General features: G+C 70.3%; 11 protein-coding genes. 4 read left to right on the top strand and 7 right to left on the bottom strand.

Features of this window, described 5'->3' with window-relative positions:
- Genes BLT43_RS17475 through BLT43_RS17490 form a run of 4 tightly spaced genes read right to left on the bottom strand, consistent with a single transcriptional unit; the run spans position 1 to position 7905 of the window.
- On the bottom strand, positions 1-2616 hold the full coding sequence (locus tag BLT43_RS17475) for a glycosyltransferase (protein ID WP_090114991.1): 2616 nt from the start codon (positions 2614-2616) through the stop codon (positions 1-3).
- A 14-nt stretch (positions 2617-2630) separates the two neighbouring features.
- Positions 2631-3644, bottom strand: a complete 1014-nt coding sequence (gene gmd, locus BLT43_RS17480) for a GDP-mannose 4,6-dehydratase (protein ID WP_090114993.1) — start codon at positions 3642-3644, stop codon at positions 2631-2633.
- 32 nt (positions 3645-3676) lie between these two features.
- Entirely contained in the window at positions 3677-4648 is a 972-nt protein-coding gene (locus tag BLT43_RS17485; RefSeq protein WP_090114995.1) for a hypothetical protein, read from the bottom strand.
- Positions 4645-7905 carry a glycosyltransferase gene (locus BLT43_RS17490; RefSeq protein ID WP_165612661.1) on the bottom strand — a complete coding sequence of 1087 codons (3261 nt, stop codon included), beginning with the start codon at positions 7903-7905 and terminating at the stop codon, positions 4645-4647. Before BLT43_RS17490 ends, BLT43_RS17485 begins: the two co-directional genes overlap by 4 nt.
- 192 nt (positions 7906-8097) lie before the next feature.
- On the opposite strand from BLT43_RS17490, the gene BLT43_RS18995 reads away from it, so the two are divergent.
- Positions 8098-10488, top strand: a complete 2391-nt coding sequence (locus tag BLT43_RS18995; protein ID WP_165612662.1) for a rhamnan synthesis F family protein — start codon at positions 8098-8100, stop codon at positions 10486-10488.
- A gap of 16 nt (positions 10489-10504) precedes the next feature.
- Here BLT43_RS18995 and BLT43_RS18795 read toward each other — a convergent pair whose 3' ends face one another.
- Entirely contained in the window at positions 10505-11029 is a 525-nt protein-coding gene (locus BLT43_RS18795; protein WP_110559035.1) for a CAP domain-containing protein, read from the bottom strand.
- A gap of 219 nt (positions 11030-11248) precedes the next feature.
- Between BLT43_RS18795 and BLT43_RS18800 the strand changes: the two genes are divergently transcribed.
- Positions 11249-12352, top strand: a complete 1104-nt coding sequence (locus tag BLT43_RS18800; protein WP_110559036.1) for a hypothetical protein — start codon at positions 11249-11251, stop codon at positions 12350-12352.
- Between the two features lie 274 nt (positions 12353-12626).
- Positions 12627-13985 carry a polysaccharide biosynthesis/export family protein gene (locus BLT43_RS17505; RefSeq protein ID WP_242652345.1) on the top strand — a complete coding sequence of 453 codons (1359 nt, stop codon included), beginning with the start codon at positions 12627-12629 and terminating at the stop codon, positions 13983-13985.
- A 33-nt stretch (positions 13986-14018) separates the two neighbouring features.
- Here the strand turns inward: BLT43_RS17505 and nusG are convergent, their stop codons facing one another.
- Together nusG and BLT43_RS17515 are read right to left on the bottom strand one after the other, a co-directional pair.
- A complete protein-coding gene (gene nusG, locus BLT43_RS17510) occupies positions 14019-14525 on the bottom strand; it encodes a transcription termination/antitermination protein NusG (RefSeq protein WP_090115000.1) in 507 nt (168 codons plus the stop codon).
- A gap of 186 nt (positions 14526-14711) precedes the next feature.
- A complete protein-coding gene (locus BLT43_RS17515) occupies positions 14712-16874 on the bottom strand; it encodes a GumC family protein (RefSeq protein ID WP_090115002.1) in 2163 nt (720 codons plus the stop codon).
- A 426-nt stretch (positions 16875-17300) separates the two neighbouring features.
- Here BLT43_RS17515 and BLT43_RS17520 point away from each other — a divergent pair, with 426 nt between their 5' ends.
- Positions 17301-17636 carry a MarR family EPS-associated transcriptional regulator gene (locus BLT43_RS17520; RefSeq protein ID WP_242652346.1) on the top strand — a complete coding sequence of 112 codons (336 nt, stop codon included), beginning with the start codon at positions 17301-17303 and terminating at the stop codon, positions 17634-17636.
- Positions 17637-18687: the final 1051 nt, after the last annotated feature.

Consider the following 18687-nt stretch of genomic DNA (forward strand, 5'->3'; position numbering starts at 1 on the left):
TCAGCTCTCTCTTGCCAGATCCGCAAGGATCTCGCGCAGCCGGCCGCCATAGCGCCCGGCGATCGCCGGGGCCGAGAAGTTCTTGCGGATGTAGCCATAGGCCGCCTCGGCCTTGGCCGCGCGCGCCTGCGGGTCGTCGAAGGCTGCGCGCATCTGGCGCGCCGCGTCCTCGACCGAGGGCTCGGCCCAGACCGAGCCGGGGCGCACGAAGATGTAGTCGCCCGGGCGCAGCTCGCTCTCCTCGTAATCGACCAGCCAGGCGGTCTCCTCCGAGCAGAAATCCATGTTGCCGGAATAGGCGGTGCAGATCACCGGCACCTTCAGCGCCATCGCCTCGATCATGCCGAAGCCCCAGCCCTCGGACTTGTGCAGCGAGATGTAGCAGTCCGAGCCGGCCTTGAGCTGCAGCAGGTCGCGGTAGCTCAGCGTCTCGTTCATGATCACGATGCGCGGGTCGCCGGCGATGATCGCGTCGACGCGGTCCCACAGGTTGACCTGCACCGGGTCGAACACGCTGTCGCGGTTCTGGGTCTTCACCACCAGCCGCGCCTCGGGCACGCCCTCGAAGGCCTTCTGGAAGGCCTTGAGCACCGAGACCGGGTTCTTGCGCTGCACGAAGGAGAAGCTGTCGAAGGCGACGAGGCAGACATAGTGGCTCTCGTCGAAGCGGAAGCGGCGGTTGACGAAGGCGCGCGCCGCCTCGCGGGTGATGTCGGGATGCTCCTCGTAGCACATGCCGACATTGACCACCGGCTTGCCCTTGGCGTCGGGCTTGTACATCTCGACGCCGTACTCGGTCGAGACCCAGATCTCGTCGAGAAGCTCCATGCCGAGGTAGTGGCAATAGGCGGGCTTGTCGAGTTCCCAGAAGAAGTAGCCGATGTTGTAGGCGCCCGAGAACACGTCGGGCTGGTAGGCATAGGCCAGCGGCGTGGATTCCGCGTTGAGGTGGATCAGGTTGATCTTGGCCGGGCCGTAATCCTCGATCAGCGTCTCGGAGCTGAAGCCCTCGGGCGCGGGGTTGTCGAGGTCGAAATCGACGCCGCGCACGCTCAGCTCGGTTTCGCGCAGGATCGCGGCCGAGAGCCGGGTCGCCTGCCCGAGGCCGGAGGCCTTGGCCAGCGGCCCGATCAGCTGCACGTCGACCTCCTCGCGCCCCGGATCGGGGACGGGCAGGGCGGCGGCCTCGTAGCGGTGGCCCGCCGGGTCGCGGGTCAGGAAGGAATAGCTGTCGAGGTCGAAGAATTTGCGGCGCAGCATCGCGGCGTAGCGCTCGCGCGGCAGGGCCAGCGTCGCGGGCGTTGCCGGCTCGGCCCCGTCATCCTCATCGGCTTCGCGCGCCTCGGCCTCGGCGCCGGCCTGCAGGAGCCCGTTGACGAAGGCCTCGAAATCCGAGCCGCCGCCGGGGTTTTCCGGGTTGGGGGCGAGAAGCGCGCTCATCTGCCCGCGCGGCACGTAGCGCAGCAGGTCGGGGCGCTTGGCCGCGTGCAGCATCAGGCTCAGCATCAGGGTCTTGCGGCCCTCGGCCGAGCCGGGATCGAGGAATTGCAGCTTCGGGCTGTCGAGGAAGTAGCGCTCGGTGAAGTAGCTCAGCGGGAAGGCGTCGAGCCGCCGCGAGGGGTGCACGCCGCGCAGCGCGTCGGCGTAGCGGTCGGGCACCAGGCAGTCCTCGAGGTTGAGATGCATGACGTCCTGATGCGCCCACCAGAACAGCACGTCGAGAAAGGCGTTGCGGTCGTTGAGGTTGAGCTTGCCCATCAGGTCGGGCCGGGCCGAGAGGCGCCACCAGATGACGCGGCTGAGCGCGTGGTTCTGCCCGCCCATGACCAGCGGCGCGTTCAGGTAGTCGATCTGCTCGGCCGAGAGCGGGGTGCGGCGCTTTTCCTGGCCGCGATAGGCGGTGAGGTACCAGTAGAGGAAGCGGTCGCCGTTCTCGAGGCCCTTCTCCACCGCGTAATGCTCGTCCATCCGGTAGCGGTAGCGCACGTAGTCGAGATAGGCGGGCTGGCCGCTTTCGGGGATGTCGGGGATCAGCCGCGCCTTGGTGAACATGGTGGCGTGGCGCGACAGCGCCGGCTGCGCGACCGGCGGCAGCGGCTCGGCGGCGGCGGGCGTCTCCTGCGCGAGCTCGAGCAGCGCCGCCAGCTCGGTCCTGAGCGCGAAGCGGCAGCGGGTGACGAGGTCGGCGCCGAGGCCGGGATTGCTGGCGTCGGGGGTCAGCTCGATCTTGCCCAGCTCGACCGCGCCGGCCCCTTCGGTGCGGACGCTGACCTTGCCGCCGGCGGCGGCGATCTTCTGGTAGAGCGCGTCGGTCAGGCCGAACTGGAAGCCGCAGGCCGCGTCGCCGCCGGTGGCGGCGCGCACGTCCTCGCGGATCGCGTCGGCGACGCCGGCATCGAGCAGCGTGTCACCGGCATAGATGGCGACCGGCACCCGGCCCTTCTTGCTCTCGCGGTGGATGACCCAGCCGCGGATCACGCCCTCGTCCGACAGCCCGTCCACGTTGCCGCGGAACGCGCCGCGATACTGGTGGCCGTTGAGGTCGAGCGGGCCCTTGATCGCGCGGCGGGCGGCCGAGCGCAGTTTTCTGGTCAGCGGGATGCCGGCGGGGCTCATGCGGACCGGCCCCGTCAGGAGAGCGCGTCGTAGTCGGAGCGGGCCATCATCTCGGCCAGCTGCCGGATGTCGACCTTGGGCGCCCAGCCCAGCGTCTCGCGCGCCTTGCTGGCGTCGCCGATCAGCAGGTCGACCTCGGCGGGGCGGAAGAACTTCTCGTTGATCTCGACGATCCGCTTGCCGGTCTTGTGGTCGGTCGCGGTCTCGTTGACGCCCTCGCCCTCCCAGACCAGCTCCATGCCCAGCACGCCCGCGGCGTGGCTGACGAAGTCGCGGATCGTGGTGGTGACGCCGGTGGCCAGCACGTAGTCGTCGGCCTCGTCCTGCTGCAGCATCCGCCACATGCCCTCGACATAGTCGCCGGCGAAGCCCCAGTCGCGCTGCGCGTCCATGTTGCCGAGCTGGATCGCGTCGGTGCCGCCATGCGCGAGGCGCGCCAGGCCCAGCGTGATCTTGCGGGTGACGAATTCCTTGCCGCGCAGCGGGCTCTCATGGTTGAACAGGATGCCCGAGGAGGCGTGCATCCCGAAGCTCTCGCGGTAGTTCATGGTGATGTAGTGGCCGTAGACCTTGGCCACGCCATAGGGCGAGCGCGGGTAGAGCGGGGTGGTCTCGCGCTGCGGCACCTCCTGCACGAGGCCGAACATCTCGGAGGTCGAGGCCTGGTAGAAGCGGCAGTCCGGGCGCAGCGTGCGCAGCGTGTCGAGGACCCGGATCACGCCCATGCCGTCGACATCGGCGGTGTAGATCGGCAGGTCCCACGAGGTGCCGACGAAGCTCTGGGCCGCGAGGTTGTAGAACTCGTCCATCGCGACGTCGCGGATCACGCGGAAGATGTTGTTCTGCTCGGAGAGGTCGAACTCGTGCAGATGCACCTTGCCGGTGATGCCGAGGATGTCGAGCCGGGTGGTCTCGGGGTGCGAGATCCGCCGCACGCCGCCATGCACCTCGTAGCCCTTCTCGAGCAGCAGCTTGGCCAGGTAGGCGCCGTCCTGGCCCGTGATGCCGGTGATGAATGCGGTTTTCATGTGACGTGAAGCCCCTCGTTTCCCTTGCGGGATTACCTATTCGGGGGGGTGAGCGAACGCAACGCGCTTGTGATCGCGGCGAATCCGCGTCCCTGCGGCCCCGGCGCGGCACTTGGCGCGGCGGGCGGGGATTTCGCTTGGGATATGGAGGGGTTGGAGATGCGCCAGAGCTGCAGGCCGAGCGGGCGCGGATCTTCGCTCATCCCCAGCGCCTGTGGCGAAGCGGCATCGTGGAAGCCGAAAACCAGCTCCCGGTCGCGGAAAGGGGCGGCGGGGGGCAGCGCGATCTCGAGCCGGACCTCCGGCCCGGGCAGGGCGGTGGGGGCGAGCAGGCGCCGGCCGTCGCAGTGGATCTCGACCCGCAGGGGCGGGTGGCCCTCGGGGCGGGGCAGCGCCCGGCCCTCGAGCAGCAACCGCGCCTCATTGCAGAGATGGCCGGGCAGGCGCAGCCGGGCGCGGTCGCCGATCGACCAGGCCCCGCCCTCGGCGTCGGGCGGCGCCCAGCCGTCCTGCAGGATCTCCGCCCCCGCCGCTTCGGCGGCCAGGTCGAGCGGGAGGGAGAGGGCCGGCCGGCCGGGCGCCAGCGCCAGCAGCCGCAGGCCGAGCAGGCGCTCGTCGGGCGAGTGGCCGCGCCGAAGCGGGCTGTCGATGGCGTCGAGCGCGAAGCGGATGGCGCTGAAGGCCGCGCCTTCGGCATGGCGGGGGGTCCGCAGCGGCAGCGAGAGCGGCGCCTCGCTCGTGACCGCGACGGCGATGTCGGGGTGGCCGGGGCTCGTGACGCGCAACTGGCGCGGCCGGTCCGGCGTGGCGCCGAAGACCGACAGCCGCACCGGCAGAGACACCGGCTCGGGCCAGCGGGCGGCCTCGACCTCGAGCAGCGCCTGCGGGTGGCGCGACCAGATCGGCTCGGGCCCGGCATGCCAGCCGCGGCCGAGCCGCAGGCCGGGTGCCGGCTCGGGGCGCGGCAGGGGGGCGTCGAACAGGCCGCGCGCGGCGTTTCTCATGCTGCGGGCTCCTGCTTGCCGTCTGCGTCGCCGGGGATGAAGGCGATGTCGGTCAGGGCGAGGCCGGCGAGGGTGTCGCAGGCGCCCAGGCCCAGATCGGCCGGGGTCATCAGCGATGTGAGCGCGATCTCCAGCACGGCGGGGGCGAGGCCGGCGAGGTCGGCCTCGCCGAGCGGCAGCACCAGCCGGCGGGGCTGGTCGTCGCTCCAGGCCTGTTCGGCCAGGTGCCGGCCGTTCCAGCGGATCACCGCGCCGCTCGGCCGTTCGGCGGTGGCGACGGGGCGCAGCCCGATCTCGAGCCGCCCGGCGGGGCAGCCCGGCAGCAGCGGCAGGCGCAGCGCGACGCGGTCGCGCGTCGTGCCGACGCCCCAGGGGGCCGCATGGGCGAGGCCGGCGGCGATGGCGGCGCGGTGGCTCTCGATCGCGAAGTCGATCTCTAGGCCCTGCGCGCCCTCGCTCCAGAGCCCCGGTTGGTCGAGATGCGACAGCGGGTTGGAGATGTCCGGGTCGAGCAGGGTGGCCGAGACCAGCGCGAGGCCGAGCACGCCGGGCGGCGTGGCGGCTTCCGGGGTCCCGGATGCAGGGGCGGGGGCCACGGGGAAGTCGAGGGCAAGGTCCAGTGCGCCGTCCGGCCCGGCTTCGGGCACGCCAAGCAGCAGCTCGCGCGGGAAGTCCTCGGGCCCGGCCGGGGCGTCGTGCAGCACGGTGTCGCCGAGACGCAGGCGCAGGCGCTGCCGCCGGTCGAGCCAGGGCGGCGGCGCGAGCTTCAGAAGCAGCAGGCGGGCCGCGCCTTCTGCGGGCGCCGTGCCGATCCGCAGGCCGGCTTGCGGGGCCGCCATCCAGCGCATCTCGCCCGAGGCGGGGTGCCAGCCGGATTTGAAGCCGAGCCGCAGCGGCGGCGCGGCGGGGCCGGCGGCGGCCGTGAGGCCGGGGGCGAGCGGGCGGTGGGTCGCGATCGGGCGGGGGGCGGCGAGCACGTCGCAAAGGGTCCGGGCGTGGCCGTCCCAGTCCCGCCTCTGGCCGGGGCGCAGACCCTCGCGCAGGTCGCCGGGCCGCGCGGCGCGCTCGGCCAGCTGCGAGATCCGCTCGGCCCAGCCGGGGATGTCGTCGGGGTCGAGCCGCTCCTCGGCAGCCGCCGCGCCGTCGCGGAAGGCGGGGATGTCGCTGGCCAGATGCGGCGTGCCGCGGCGCAGGCTCTCGGTCACGGGCCAGTCCCAGCCCTCGTCGAGCGCGGGGCAGAGGCTGAACAGGCAGTTTTCATAGAGCCAGTCGCGATCGGCGGGGGTGGTGCCGTCCAGCAGGTGGACGCGCCCGGCGAGGCGCGGGTCGCCGGCGATCTGCCGGGCCAGGTCGGGGTCGGACAGCCGGCCCGGCAGCACGAGATGCAGGTCGGGGTGCCGGTCCTCGTTGGCGAAGCGCGACCAGACGCGCTGCAGCAGGTGCAGGTTGCGCCGCGCCGCGACCGGCCCGTCGACCAGCACGAAGCGCCGCTTGGCGAGGCGTTCGGCGATGGCGGAAGCGGGGGCGGCGGGCCGGGGCGGGGCGGGCTCGGTTTCGCGCTCTGCCATCCCGCTCAGCACGGTGACGTCGAGCGGCGCGCCGGCGCGGTCGGCCTCGACCAGCGCGGCGTCGCGGGCGCAATGCGGCGACAGCACCGCGAGGTGGTCGAGGCAGGCGAAGAGCCGGTGGGCACGCGGCCGGAGGGCGGCGGCGTGCTCGGCGGGGAAGAGCGCGGGCCGCGCATGGGCGGCGAGGTCGGGCACGACGGCGGCGAGGCCGGCGCCCGAGCGGGTTTTCAGATCCTCGAGATCGCGCAGATAGGCGTCGCTCTCCTGCCAGGCCTCGCCGGTGACGAGCAGCGTCTCGTCGGGGTCGAGCCGGGCCGGCTCCGGCGCACCGTCGCGCCCGGCCTGCGCGAGGTGGCGCGCGGCCTGGGCGGGGCTGGCGAAGGCGGCCGGCATCTCGGCGAAGCGGCGATGGGCGGGATGCCAGGCGACCAGGCGCGGCGGTTCGGGGCTGCGCAGGAAGGCCGCGACGAGCGCGGGCTGCGGGCTCTCCGGCCCGGCCCGGTCGAGGCCGGTGACGTCGAGCACGAGCTTCGGCGCCGCGCGGGGGGTGGGCTGGCATGGGGCCGGAAGCGGGTCCGCGGCGGCGGCGGTGGCGTAGGCGCGCGCGGTCGCCTCGGCATGGGCGGCCCAGCCGTGTTCGCGCGCGACCATCCGCGCCAGCTCCGGGCCGCGCGAGGCGTCGGCGGCCAGCGTCTCGGCCAGCGCGGCGCGGATGCTGCCCTCGTCGCCGGGGTCGCAGTAGCGCGCGAGATCGCCGAAATACTCGCGCTCGGAAGAGCGGTCCGACAGCACGAGGTCGGTGCCCGCCGCCGCCGCCTCGAGCGCGGCGAGCGAGGCGCCCTCGGCCCAGCTCGGCAGCGCGAAGGCCCGCGCGCCGGCAAGCGCCGAGCGCATCATCTCGCCGCCATGCGGCACCCGGCCGGTCATGACGAGGTCGGGGCCGCCCTCGGCCCGGAGCTGCGCGGCATAGGCGGAGCTGCCGGCATGGCCCATCAGCACCAGCCGGGCCGGCAGGTCGCGCATCGCGCGCGCCAGCCGCAGCTGGTTCTTGCGCTCCTCGATCCGGGCGATGCAGAGCACGTAGTCGCGCGGGCCGGGACGGTCCTGCAGCCATGTCGCGCGGAACAGCTCCGGCTCGCCGCCCTGCCAGAGCGCCGCGTCGACCGGGTTGCGCAGCAGGCTTGCGCGCGCGTCGGGCACGCGGGCGCCGATCTCCTCGAGGCCTGCGCGCTCGCGCGCGCTCAGGAACACCACGTGATCGGCGAGCGCGATCATCTCGCGCAGCATGGCGTGGTAGCCGGGCGTGATCTCGTGCAGCCGGCCCCGGCCCTGCAAATAGCGCCGCATCGCGCCCCGCGCGGCGGGGTCGGGGGCGTCGGCCCAGAGCGGCATCTCGGAGAAGTCGAGATAGATCGGCGAGAACACGATCCGTTTGCCCGCCCGCCGCAGCCGGCGCAGCATGCGCAGCGCGTTCTCGGGCGGCCAGACGTTGAAGAGATGCACGACGTCCTCGGGGATCCGCGCGATCGGCTGGTCGGGCGTGAGATGCGCGGCCGTGGCCGCGACACCTGCGTCGCGCAGCGCCTGCGCGGTGCGCGGCACCCGCACGCTCGGGCCGCCTTGGGTGGTGTCCTCGGCGCCATGCGTCAGCAGGCGGACGGGTCGGTCGAAGGGCGGCTGCGGCGTCACGGGCGCCTCGCCGCGTGGGGACCGCTGGAAATCCGGGGCGATGTCGCGGCCATGTGCTCTCCCACGGATAAGGCGGGACGACGGGCCCCCATGGGGAAGTGTCATACACGCAAAGCGGGATCAAGCGCAGCGAGGCGGGCGGCGGAACTGGTCATTCCACCGGTGCGGCACTATGGCTGTCGGATGCGGTTGTTGCAGCGATATCGCGCCGGGCGTGTGCGCCGGGCGGAGGCCGAGGCGATCCGGCGCAGTGCGCATTTCGACGCCCTCTGGTATCTCGGCCGCTGCCCCGAGGCCGCCGCCTCCGGCCTCGACCCGGCGCTGCATTACCTGCTGCACGGCGCGGCGGCGGGCCACGATCCGGGGCCGGGATTCAACGCCAGGGGCTACCTCTCGGCCCATCCCGACGTCGCCCGCGCCGGGATGAACCCGCTCGTGCATTACGAGCGGTTCGGGCGGGCCGAGGGGCGCGAGGTGCCGCTGCGCCATGCCTCGTCGGGCGCGGATTACGCGATCATCCTGCACGCCTATCACCTCGATCTTCTCGACGAGCTGAAGCGCCGGCTCGCCGTCTTCCCCGACGGTGTCGATCTCTACGTCACCTACCCGAAGAACTCGCCCCGCCATTCCGAGGCCGAGATCCGCGCGGCCTTTCCGCGCGCTGTCCCGATCGCGGTCGAGAATGCCGGGCAGGATGTCGGCGCCTTCGTCCAGGCGATGGAGCGGATCGACATCGGCTCCTACGCCTTCTTCTGCAAGCTGCACACCAAGGGCGGCGACAAGCTGCCCGAGCTGTGGCGCGCGGCGCTGTTCGACGGGGTCGCGGGCTCGCCCGAACGGGTGGCGCAGTACGAGAGGCTGTTTCGCGACACGCCCGGGCCGATGATCGGCGGCGCGCGGGAGCTGTATCTGTGCGGCGCGGCTTCCCTGATGGAGAACGCGCCGCGGCTCGAGGCGCTGGCCCGCGCGGCGGGGCTGCGGGCCGATCCGGCCGCGGATGACTGGGGCTTCTTCGCGGGCACGGTGTTCTGGATCTCGGCGCCGCTGGTCGCGCGGCTGATGGAGGTGCTGCGCGGCACCGACTTCACCGTCGAGGAGGTCCGGCGCGACGGGCAGCTCGCGCATGCGGTCGAGCGGTTCTTCGGGCTGCTGCCCTGCGCGCTCGGGGGGCAGGTGGCGCTGGCCTCAAGCGTCGATGCCGAAGCCGGGGTGACGCTGGTCTCCGGGCTGCCGGAGGAGGCCCCGCGCGATTACCGGCCGATGCGGGAGACCCTGCGCGACATCGGCAACCGCAGGGCCGCGCTGCGGGTCGAGCGCCGGCGGGCCGCCACCGTGGATTCAGGCCCTGTGCAAGGCGATTACGCCGTTCTGACGCCCACCGGCGACCGGCCCGTGGCCTTCAACCGCTGCATCGACATGGTGCTGGCCCAGACGGTCCGGCCGCGCGAATGGATCGTCGTCGACGACGGGGTCCTGCCGCTCACCGAGCAGATGCGGCTGCCGGGCTGGGTGACCTATGTGCGGCGCGAGGCGCGGCCGGACGATGCGCCGCATACGCTGAGCCACAACATCCTGGCGGGGCTGGAGCACATCTCGGCCGAGCGTGTCCTCATCATGGAGGACGACGACTGGTATTCGCCGCGCTACGCCGCGTTCCTGCTGCCCTATCTCGACGATCACGACATGGCGGGGCTGAACCGGATCCGCTACCACCACCTGCGCGGCTCGGCCTGGAAGGAGGGCTTTCCGCCCGCCCACACCGCCTTCGCGCAGACCGGGTTCCGGATGGGCCACGCCTCGGCGCATCTCGCCGCGGTCTGCCGCACCGGCCGGGCCGAGATCCGCGAGAAGGGCCTCGTCGACCGGCACTGGTGGCAGAGCTTCGAGGGGCGCAAGATCCTGGTGGGCGAGCATCCGCGCCTGCATGCCGGTCTGAAGGGCGGCTTCGGCCGGCCGGGGTTGGCCTCGGGGCACGGGCGCCACGAGCCCGACTACATCCCGGACCCGGACGGCGCGGAGCTGGCCTCCTACATGGGGGATGATGCGCGCCATTACCGCCGCTGGCGCAAGGCGTTCCGCAAGCCCTACGCGCTGTGCACCGCGCTCGACCATCCCGGCGCGGCGCTGCCGCGGCTGCCCGAGGGGCTCGAGGATTTCGACCTCTACGTCTTCGCCGGGAGCGAGGCGGGGGTGCCCGAGGGCTGGACCGTCATCCCCTTCGACGCGGCCGAGGCCGGCCGGCCGGGGGCGCGGCGCAAGCCGAAGATCATGCCGCACCTGTACCTGCCGGATTACGAGTGGAGCCTCTGGGCCGATGCCGGGGCGCTGGGGCGCGGCGGGCTTGGCGGGCTCGGGGCCGAGATCCCGCGGCTGATCGAGCGCGAGACGGAAGCGGCGCTGCTGGCCGGGGATGTGCGGCTGGAGCGGCCCGGCCACGGGTTCTGGCGCCGGCCCGGCCTGTCCGACCCCGAGCTGCTGGTCCGGCGGCACAACAGCCCGGACGTCGCCCGGCTCATGGCGGCGTGGTGGGGCGAGGTGCTGGACGGCGCGCCCGCGCGCGCCGCGGCGGGGGCCGCCTCCTGACGCCCCCCGGCGCGGGTTATTTCTCGGCGCCGACCATCAGCACCCAGTTGGCGCCGACCCGGCCGAGGCCGAAATCCTCGGCCCGCTCGTCGAGCATGTTCTCGCGGTGGCCGTCCGAGTTCATCCAGGCGTCGACCACGCTTTCGTCGGACGGGTAGCCGCGGGCGAGGTTCTCGGCGATGAAGCTGTAGTCGTAGCCGGCCTCCCGCGCCCGGTCGCCGGGGGTGGAGCCGTCGGGGCCGGTGTGGCTGAGCGGGCCGCTCTGGCCGATCAGGTCGGCGTAGTCGCGCGAGGCGCGGTTGAGCTTGGCGTTCTCCTCGAGCGTGCGGGTGCCGTTGTCGGTGCGGACCTCGTTCAGCACGAGGGCGAAGTCGCCATAGCCCATCGGCCCGTCCGGGGTCTCGCGCAGCTGCGGGATCGGGTCGGGGTCCCAGGGGCCGAAATCGACCGGCGTGCCGTCGGGAAGATAGGCATCCGCACCGCCGCCGCAGGCCGTGAGAAGCTGCAGGGCCGGCAGGGCGAGCAAGGTGAGATGGCGCATGTCGGTCTCGTCCCATGGTTGAGGATCGGGGCGTGCTAGCAGGAGTTTGTGGAAATTTGGTGGCCGTCTCCGCCCCCGGGCCCCGGGGGGCGGAAAACCGCCGGCCCCGGCGCGGCACGGGCGGCGGATTGAGCAGATGCCGGCGCGGCACAACCACAGCGGATTGGACGGCTGGGCTTCGCGCGATATGCAGGGCGGTGTCAGGACAGGGAGCGGGCCATGCAGTCGAGGCGGAGCGCCGGCCGGAAGAAGGCCCCGGGGAGGGCCGGGGCGTGGCGGCGGCTGGGCCGCGCGGCACTCGCCGCGGTTGCGCTTTTCGGCGGGGTCGCGGTGCAGCCCGCCGCGGCGGAGCGGCCGCTCACCTTCCAGGGCGTGCGGCTGAGCGGCTCGGAGCGGCTGGCGCTGTTCGGGCTGACCCGCCCCGGCCAGCCGCCCGCCGCCCGCAGGCTGGCCCGGGGCATCGCCGCGGGGATGGGGCACGAGGCGGGCTTCGGCACGGTGGTGCGCCAGAGCGTCGATATCGACCCGATCCTGCGCTACGACGACAACCTCAACGGCGGGCTGCGCAATGACAGCTTCACGCTGTTCGGCCTCGAATTCGTGGTCGACGAGGCGCAGGTGGCGCAGGCCGGGCTGCTGCTGGGGGCGGGCGCGCGCTCGGCCACGCGGGTGGCGCTTGGCGGCCGGAGCGCGCTCGTGACGGATCTCGACCTGTGGGGCGGCGTCGCGCCGGGAACGGGCCTGACCAAGGCCGGCACGGGCGGCCGCGCCTGCCTGACGCGCCGGGTCGACTTCGCCAACCACCTGCGCGGCTGCGGCGGCGCCTCGATCGAGCGGTTCGACCTCGGCGAGAGCGAGGCGGTCTTCGCCGATGCCGACTGGTTCCGCCTGTTCGGGCTGGGCCCGTCGCTGCACGAGGCGCGGCTGGGGATCGGGACGACCCGGTTCGACGCCGATGACGGCCCCTACGACCAGGCCGCCTGGTCCGCCGGGCTGGTCTCGGCCTGGCCCGCGGGCGTGGCGACCGCCTTCGATCTGCGCCGGGGCGAGGCGGTGCCGGGGCAGCATGTCGTCACCACCGCGCTTTCGGCCGAGCTGACGGCGCTGGTGGCGTCGCGGCCGACCCGGTTCCGGCTCGGCTGGCGGCAAAGCGAGGGCGGCCTGTTCTTCGGCACGCCGCGCACCGACGAGACCTGGCGCGTCGCGCTGAGCCGGCCGCTCGGGGCCCGCCTCGCGGTCTCGGCGGGCTACGAGGTGACGCAATCCTCGGTCGATTTCTTCGAGGACGAGGATTTCGACCTCTCGGTGCAGATCGACTTCTGATCCTCCCTCGGGCGGCCCGCGCGATCCTCCTTGGGTTGCGGTGCGACATTGTTGCCATGCCCGGTGGGCCGATCATGGCCGTCGCGTGGCCCGATGCGGTCACTCGTGTTGACGAATGTGGCCAACCCGGCGATCTGCTGGTCGGGAACATCTATCGAAGCGGCCGGCAAGACCGGACCCGGACGCGGCGGCTCGGGATCGAGTCCCCCCGGGAAAAACAGGGCCGCAGCACGGGCCGCCACGGAGCGGCCAGGGGAACGAGGGACGACGAGCCATGACCACCCGGAAGATCTTCGCGGCGCTGATGCTGGGCTCGGCGCTCACCCTCGGCGGCTGCGGCGTCACCTACAACACGCAGACCGTGAAGCAGCAGGCCGCCGGCGCCGAGGTGCAGGTGGTGCCGCTTACCGCGCAGAACCTCAAGGCCGCCAACGCCGCGCCCTACACGCCACGCAGCCTGCCGGCGGTGTTCTACCAGGCCGCTGGCGGCGGCGGCCTGCGGGGTCTGGGCGCGCTGCCGAGCGCACCGACGCTGCCCGAGCTCAGCCCGCAGCCGCTCGAGCTGCGGGTGCCGCCGGCCTTCGAGGCGCAGCCCTACGAGATCGGCATCGGCGACGTGGTGCTCCTGGCCTACAAGAGCACCGCCTCGACGGTCGAGCAGCTCTCGGGGCTCTTGGCCGCGCAGAACCAGCGGCAGGGCTACACCGTGCGCGACGACGGCGCGATCGCCATCCCCGACATCGGCGAGATCTCGATCGCCGGGATGACGCTCGAGGAGGCGGAGGCGGCGGTGTTCGACGCGCTGGTGCGGCAGGGGATCGACCCGGCCTTCAGCCTCGAGGTTGCCGAGTTCAACTCCAAGCGCGTCGCGGTCGGCGGCGCGGTGGCGCAGGCGCGGCTGGTGCCGGTCACGCTCAACCGGCTGGAGCTGGGCGAGGCGCTGACCGCCGCCGGCGGCATCACGCTGCGCGACCAGGACTACGCCTCGATCCGGCTCTACCGCGACGGCACGCTCTACCAGATCCCGGTCGAGACCTTCTTCGCCCGGCCCGAGCTGCAGAACGTGCCGCTGCGGGCGGGCGACTCGATCTATGTCGACACCAATTACGACCTCGACCGGGCGCTGCAGTTCTACGAGCAGCAGCTCGAGGTGACGCAGCTGCGCAGCTCCTCGCGGCTGCAGGCGCTGAACGAACTGACCGCAGAGATCGAGCTGCGCCGCGCCGCGCTGGCCGAGCAGCGGGCGAATTTCGAGGCGCGCAGCGATCTCGATGCCGAGGGGCGCGACCATGTCTACCTCGCCGGCGAGGTGAGCCAGCAGAGCCGTTTCCCGCTGCCCTATGGCCGGCAGGCCTCGCTCGCCGACGTGATCTACACCAATGGCGGGATCTCGGCGGCGACGGGCGACCCGACCGAGATCTACGTGCTGCGCGGCGCGGGCGAAGGCGAGGCGGTCACCGCCTGGCATCTCGACGCCGGCAACGCCGCGGCGCTGACGCTGGCGACCCGCTTCGAGATGCGGCCCAATGACGTGGTCTTCGTCGAGGCGCAGCCGATCACCAAGTGGAACCGCGCGCTGCAGCAGGCGCTGCCGACGCTGATCAACACCGCCGCCGCCGGCGTCTCGAACTGAGGGCCGGGCCCCCGGCGCGCGGGCGCCCGGCCCTCAGCCGGCGCGCCTGAGATCCTCGGGCCTAAGCATCACCCGTGTTTCCCGGCCCATGAGCTCGAGCAGCACCCAGATGCGCTGCTCGGGCGCCAGCGCCTCGACCCGGCTGACGAAGCCTGCCAGCGGGCCGTGGGTCACCTCGACCCTCTCGCCGATCTCGAAGGCCTCGGGGGCCGCGGCCGGGCGGATCACCCCCTCCTCGTCGCACCTGTCGCGCAGCGCTTCGATCAGCGCCCCGGGCACCGGCCGCGGCCCGGCCTCGTCGAGCGCCACCAGCCGGCTGACGCCGCGGGTGTTGTTCACCGCCCGCCAGTCGCCGCGGGCCAGGGAGACGAAGAAGTAGCCGGGAAAGAGCGGCGTCTGGACGCGCTGCGGCTTGTTGCGCAGCGTCCGGGTCAGCTCCTGTAGCGGGCAGAAGACGTCGAAGCCCTGCCGCCCGAGATTCTGCCGGGCCAGCCGCAGGCCGTTGGGCTTGAGCTGGGCGATGTACCAGTGTCTGTCCACGTGAGGGGGGTCCGCGTCGGCTGTGGGGCGTCTGCCGGCGGCCTATCCGAGAACGGGCGGCAACCCAAGCGGGCTCGCGCTCCGGATGGCGGAATGGCGCCCGGGCGCCGCTGCAATCTCTTCAGGAGATGATCCTCCGCGCCGGAGCGGCATCGCCGCCGGCGCGGAGGAGGTCGACCGGTCCGGTCAGGCGTCGTAGTAGCCCTGCCCGTAGCTGGCATAGGCGCCGTGACGGCCGCCATAGCCGTAGCGCTTCATGCCCTTGGGATCGATCTGCGACAGCGCCAGGCCGGTGACCTCGGCGCCGACGGTGCGGAACTGCTTGAGGCCCTCGCTCACCTGCGCCCGCGGCGTGTGATCCCAGCGCACGGTGTAGATGATCGCGTCGGCCAGCGCGGCGATGATCCGGGTGTCGGGCACCACCAGCACCGGCGGCGTGTCGATCACGATGTAGTCGTAGCGCGTCCGCATCCGCTCCACGAAGGTCTTGAAGGCCTCCGACGAGAACAGGTCGGCGGCGTTGACGGTGGACTTTTCGCCCATCAGCACGTCGACGGGGTAGTTCTCCTGCCGGATCACCGCCTCCTCGATCGCCACCTTGTCGGTGAGCACCGACAGCAGCCCCGCCTTGGCGCCCTTCTCGAAATACTCGTTCAGCGTCCGGCGGCGGATGTCGCCCTCGATCAGCAGCACCGACTTGCCGAGCCCGGCGAGGTTGTGCGCCAGCGAGATCGCGGTGGTGGTCTTGCCCTCGCCCGGCACCGAGGAGGTCGACAGGATCACCTGCGGCGCCGCGTCGATCTTCGACAGCAGAACCGAGGTGCGCAGGTTGCGGATCGCCTCGGCTGCGGCCGAGGTCGGCTTGTCGTTGAGATAGGGGATCAGCTGGCCGCGCTTGCGGATCGGCATCTTCGGGATCTGGCCGAGCACGGTCTCGCCGGTTTGGCCCTCGAGATCCTCGGAGGTGCGGAAGCCCGAATGCGTCGCTTCGCGCAGAAGCACGATGCCGGCGCCCGCCATCAGGCCGAGGACCAGCGCGAGCGCCCCGATCCGGGCGGTGCGCGGCTCCACCTTCTCGCCCGGCGTCGCTATCGACAGCACGCGCGCATCAGCCTGATGCATTCCGCGTTGCACGGTGGTTTCCTTCAGACGGGCCAGGAACGTCTCGTAGAGCGTCTGCGTCGCCTGCGCCTCGCGCTCGAGTTGTTGCAGCTGGGCCAGCTCCTCGCCCTGCGCCTCGATCTGCGACTGCAGCCGGCCCAGCGACGTCTCGAGCGCCGTCACCTGCGACCGCGTGCGCTCCAGGTCGGACTCGGCCCGGGCGATGACGGTCTCGGCGCGGCGCTCGACCAGCTCGCCGGCGCCGCTCTCGCCATCCTCGAGGCGCGTCACCAGCTGGCGCAGCGTGCCGTCATTGGCGAGACGGCCGAGAGTGCCGAAATCGCTCGCCTCGAAGGCCGCGCGCAGTTCCTGCAGCCGCGCGACGTCGCGCGCGGCCTGGTCCTCGAGCTCCGAGAGCCGGTCGCGCACATCCTTGGCCTGCCGGTTGAGGCCTTCCAGCGCTTCCGGGCTGACCAGCTCGGATTCCGAGCGCAGCCGGGCGATCTGGTCCTCCTTCTGGCGCAGCTCCTCCTCAAGCGCGGTGACCCGCTCGGACAGCCAGGTGACGGCGTTCTCTGTGCCCTCGAACTTCACCGCGATCTGGTCCTCGATGTAGAGCTCGGCCAGCGTGTTCGCGACGCGCGCCGACTTGCGCGGATCTTCGGTCGTGGCACTGATGTTGAGGATGAAGGTGTCGCGCTGCACCGACGCGCCCAGCGTTTCACGCAGGCGGTCGACCGTGTCGATGAGAGCGGCTTTCTGGGTTTCGGCGGCGGGCAGGACAGTCTCTTCCCGGCCCAGAACCGGCGCGAGAAGCGAACCAAGCGAGAGCCCGTCATCCGGCCGCAGCTCGATATTGAACTCAGGGTCCTGCAGCAGATCGAGCTCGGCCACTAGTTTTTCGAGCAACCCACGCGAGCGGATCACCTCGACCTCGGTGTTCATGCTGGCGTCGTCGGTCGAGACCCCCGACATGACACTATCCAAGTCGACCATCTGAGGGGCCTGAACCTGTAGCGCCACCGAGGTGCTTGCCGAATATTTAGGAACTGCCACTTGGGTGGCATAGTAGACGCCCGCAGTCATTGCGGCGACCGCGCAAAGCATAATCAACCACTTACCGCGCCACAGCGTGCGCAGAAGAGCAACCAGATCGATCTCGTCCTCAGTTTCCGGCTTGGTCTGCACCTGTGCAGAGTTCACCGATGCTAACCGCGGTTTGCCGCGCTGTAGTGCCTGTCCTGCCATTGTCCGCCTTTCGACTGCCCGGAGCCGCCTGTCGTCTTGTCGTTTGCAGTGCCACGCCAAACTTTGCGGGTCCGGAGACGCCAGCCTGCGGCACTTCGGCCCCCTTGTAGCTAAAGTTCCTCCCGTCACAAGGATTGCTGCCATCCCGTGCGGCGGTTTCGCGCAGGCAATGTACACGTGTCACGTATTGCTCTGGGTTGATAGAAAGGCGATTCTCTGCGCTGCGGCCGCTGTCGCACAACACCAATTCTGCATCGGAGCAGTGCCGCTTCAAGGGGGCGCCACCATTCGCGGAAGATCCGCTAATCTCTGATTGCCCTACCACGCGGGGGTTGATAGGCGTTCACGCGTGAACGCTGGCATTCGATTATCTGGTCCAAATCCGAGCTCAGAGGCGAGCCTCGGTGCGGCAGCTATGGAGGCTCTGTGATCTCCGACGATCTGCGTTTCCGGTTGTTGCGACTTCTGGAAGAAAACCCCTCCTTGTCACAACGCCAGATCGCGGCGGAGCTTGGACTCAGTCTCGGGCGGGTGAACTACGTGCTGCGAGCTCTGATCGAAAAAGGCCAGATCAAGGCTCGTAACTTCCGAGTGTCACGTAACAAATTGCGTTACGCCTACCTACTTACACCCGGTGGAATCGAAGAGAAGGCGCGACTTACCTCGGGCTTCTTGCAGCGCAAGCTGGCCGAGCATGAGGCGCTGCAGTCGGAGATAGAGGCGCTTCAGCGCGAGATAAAGAGGATGGACGCGAGCAAATAAAGGTAAGTAGCGCTATCGTGTATTTTTCGTCAACGCCAAAGGTATCGCATGCGACTGATTTGCGTGCTTCGCTGGTGCCGCAATGGAAGGCGTGATCATCGAGCTAAAAGAAAGATCATGAAACCCGCTGAAGCCTGGGGACGAGAATGTATGCCTTATGTCCGGGTCTAAAATTTCATACTAAGTCAGAATGTGGTCGGCTTCGACAAGAACACAGAAAGATCGCGGCGATGTACCGATATCTAAACCCAGGCTCCTTAAATCCACAATCGAGGCGATGAAATGCGGCGGTGAGGCTTCACTTACGCCTTGTCGCGTGGACTTCGAGACGCAGGGGCGGTGCTCGCTGCAGTCCGTATCCCGAACTCAACGAGAGAATGGGCCTCGACCTACCGCTTAAAAAATGTTCAGGACGATAAGCTAAGCCATGGCAACTCGCTACCTCGCAAAGAGCAAAGTTTCTAGACCGGATAGGACACGAGCCACAGAGGCAGAAGCTAATTGACCCGACGGTCCCTGAGAAAAGTGAACATCTCAGGTAACAACTAGACGCCAAGCTACATGACCTCACCGACCACAAGGAAACGATAGCGCAGCGAGCGACCATCAGAACCGACAACGATGATATGGATAACGGAGTCATTTTTGCCGGGATGTCGAAGATAATCGGCGACAAAGCTGGAGGGCAAGAGTGCAATCCAAATGGGGCGGCTGGAGCGACGCGATTTTACTTGGGGTAGTGCAAAGACGTCGAGAGTACCGAACATCCGTGATCAGAACCGAACAGGATGGAAAATGTACTGGCGAATCCGCAAATACGCTGATTCAAGGCTCATGAACTCAGGCGGGAAAGCAAAAAATACAAAGATCGAAGTCAGCCAAGCCGAAGCGAAAATAAAAGTACGTAACGTTCTATGCGACCTGTGATGAAGTAAATAGAATACCCAATATTTTTTCTTGTAGCCACGCAGGATGTTGGGCACAGACTTACTTCAATAATTGCCAAGCGCGCAGGCCGGATTAAGGGGTCATTTAAATAGCGAAGCATAGA

This window comes from Limimaricola pyoseonensis (assembly GCF_900102015.1).
GTDB lineage: Bacteria > Pseudomonadota > Alphaproteobacteria > Rhodobacterales > Rhodobacteraceae > Limimaricola > Limimaricola pyoseonensis.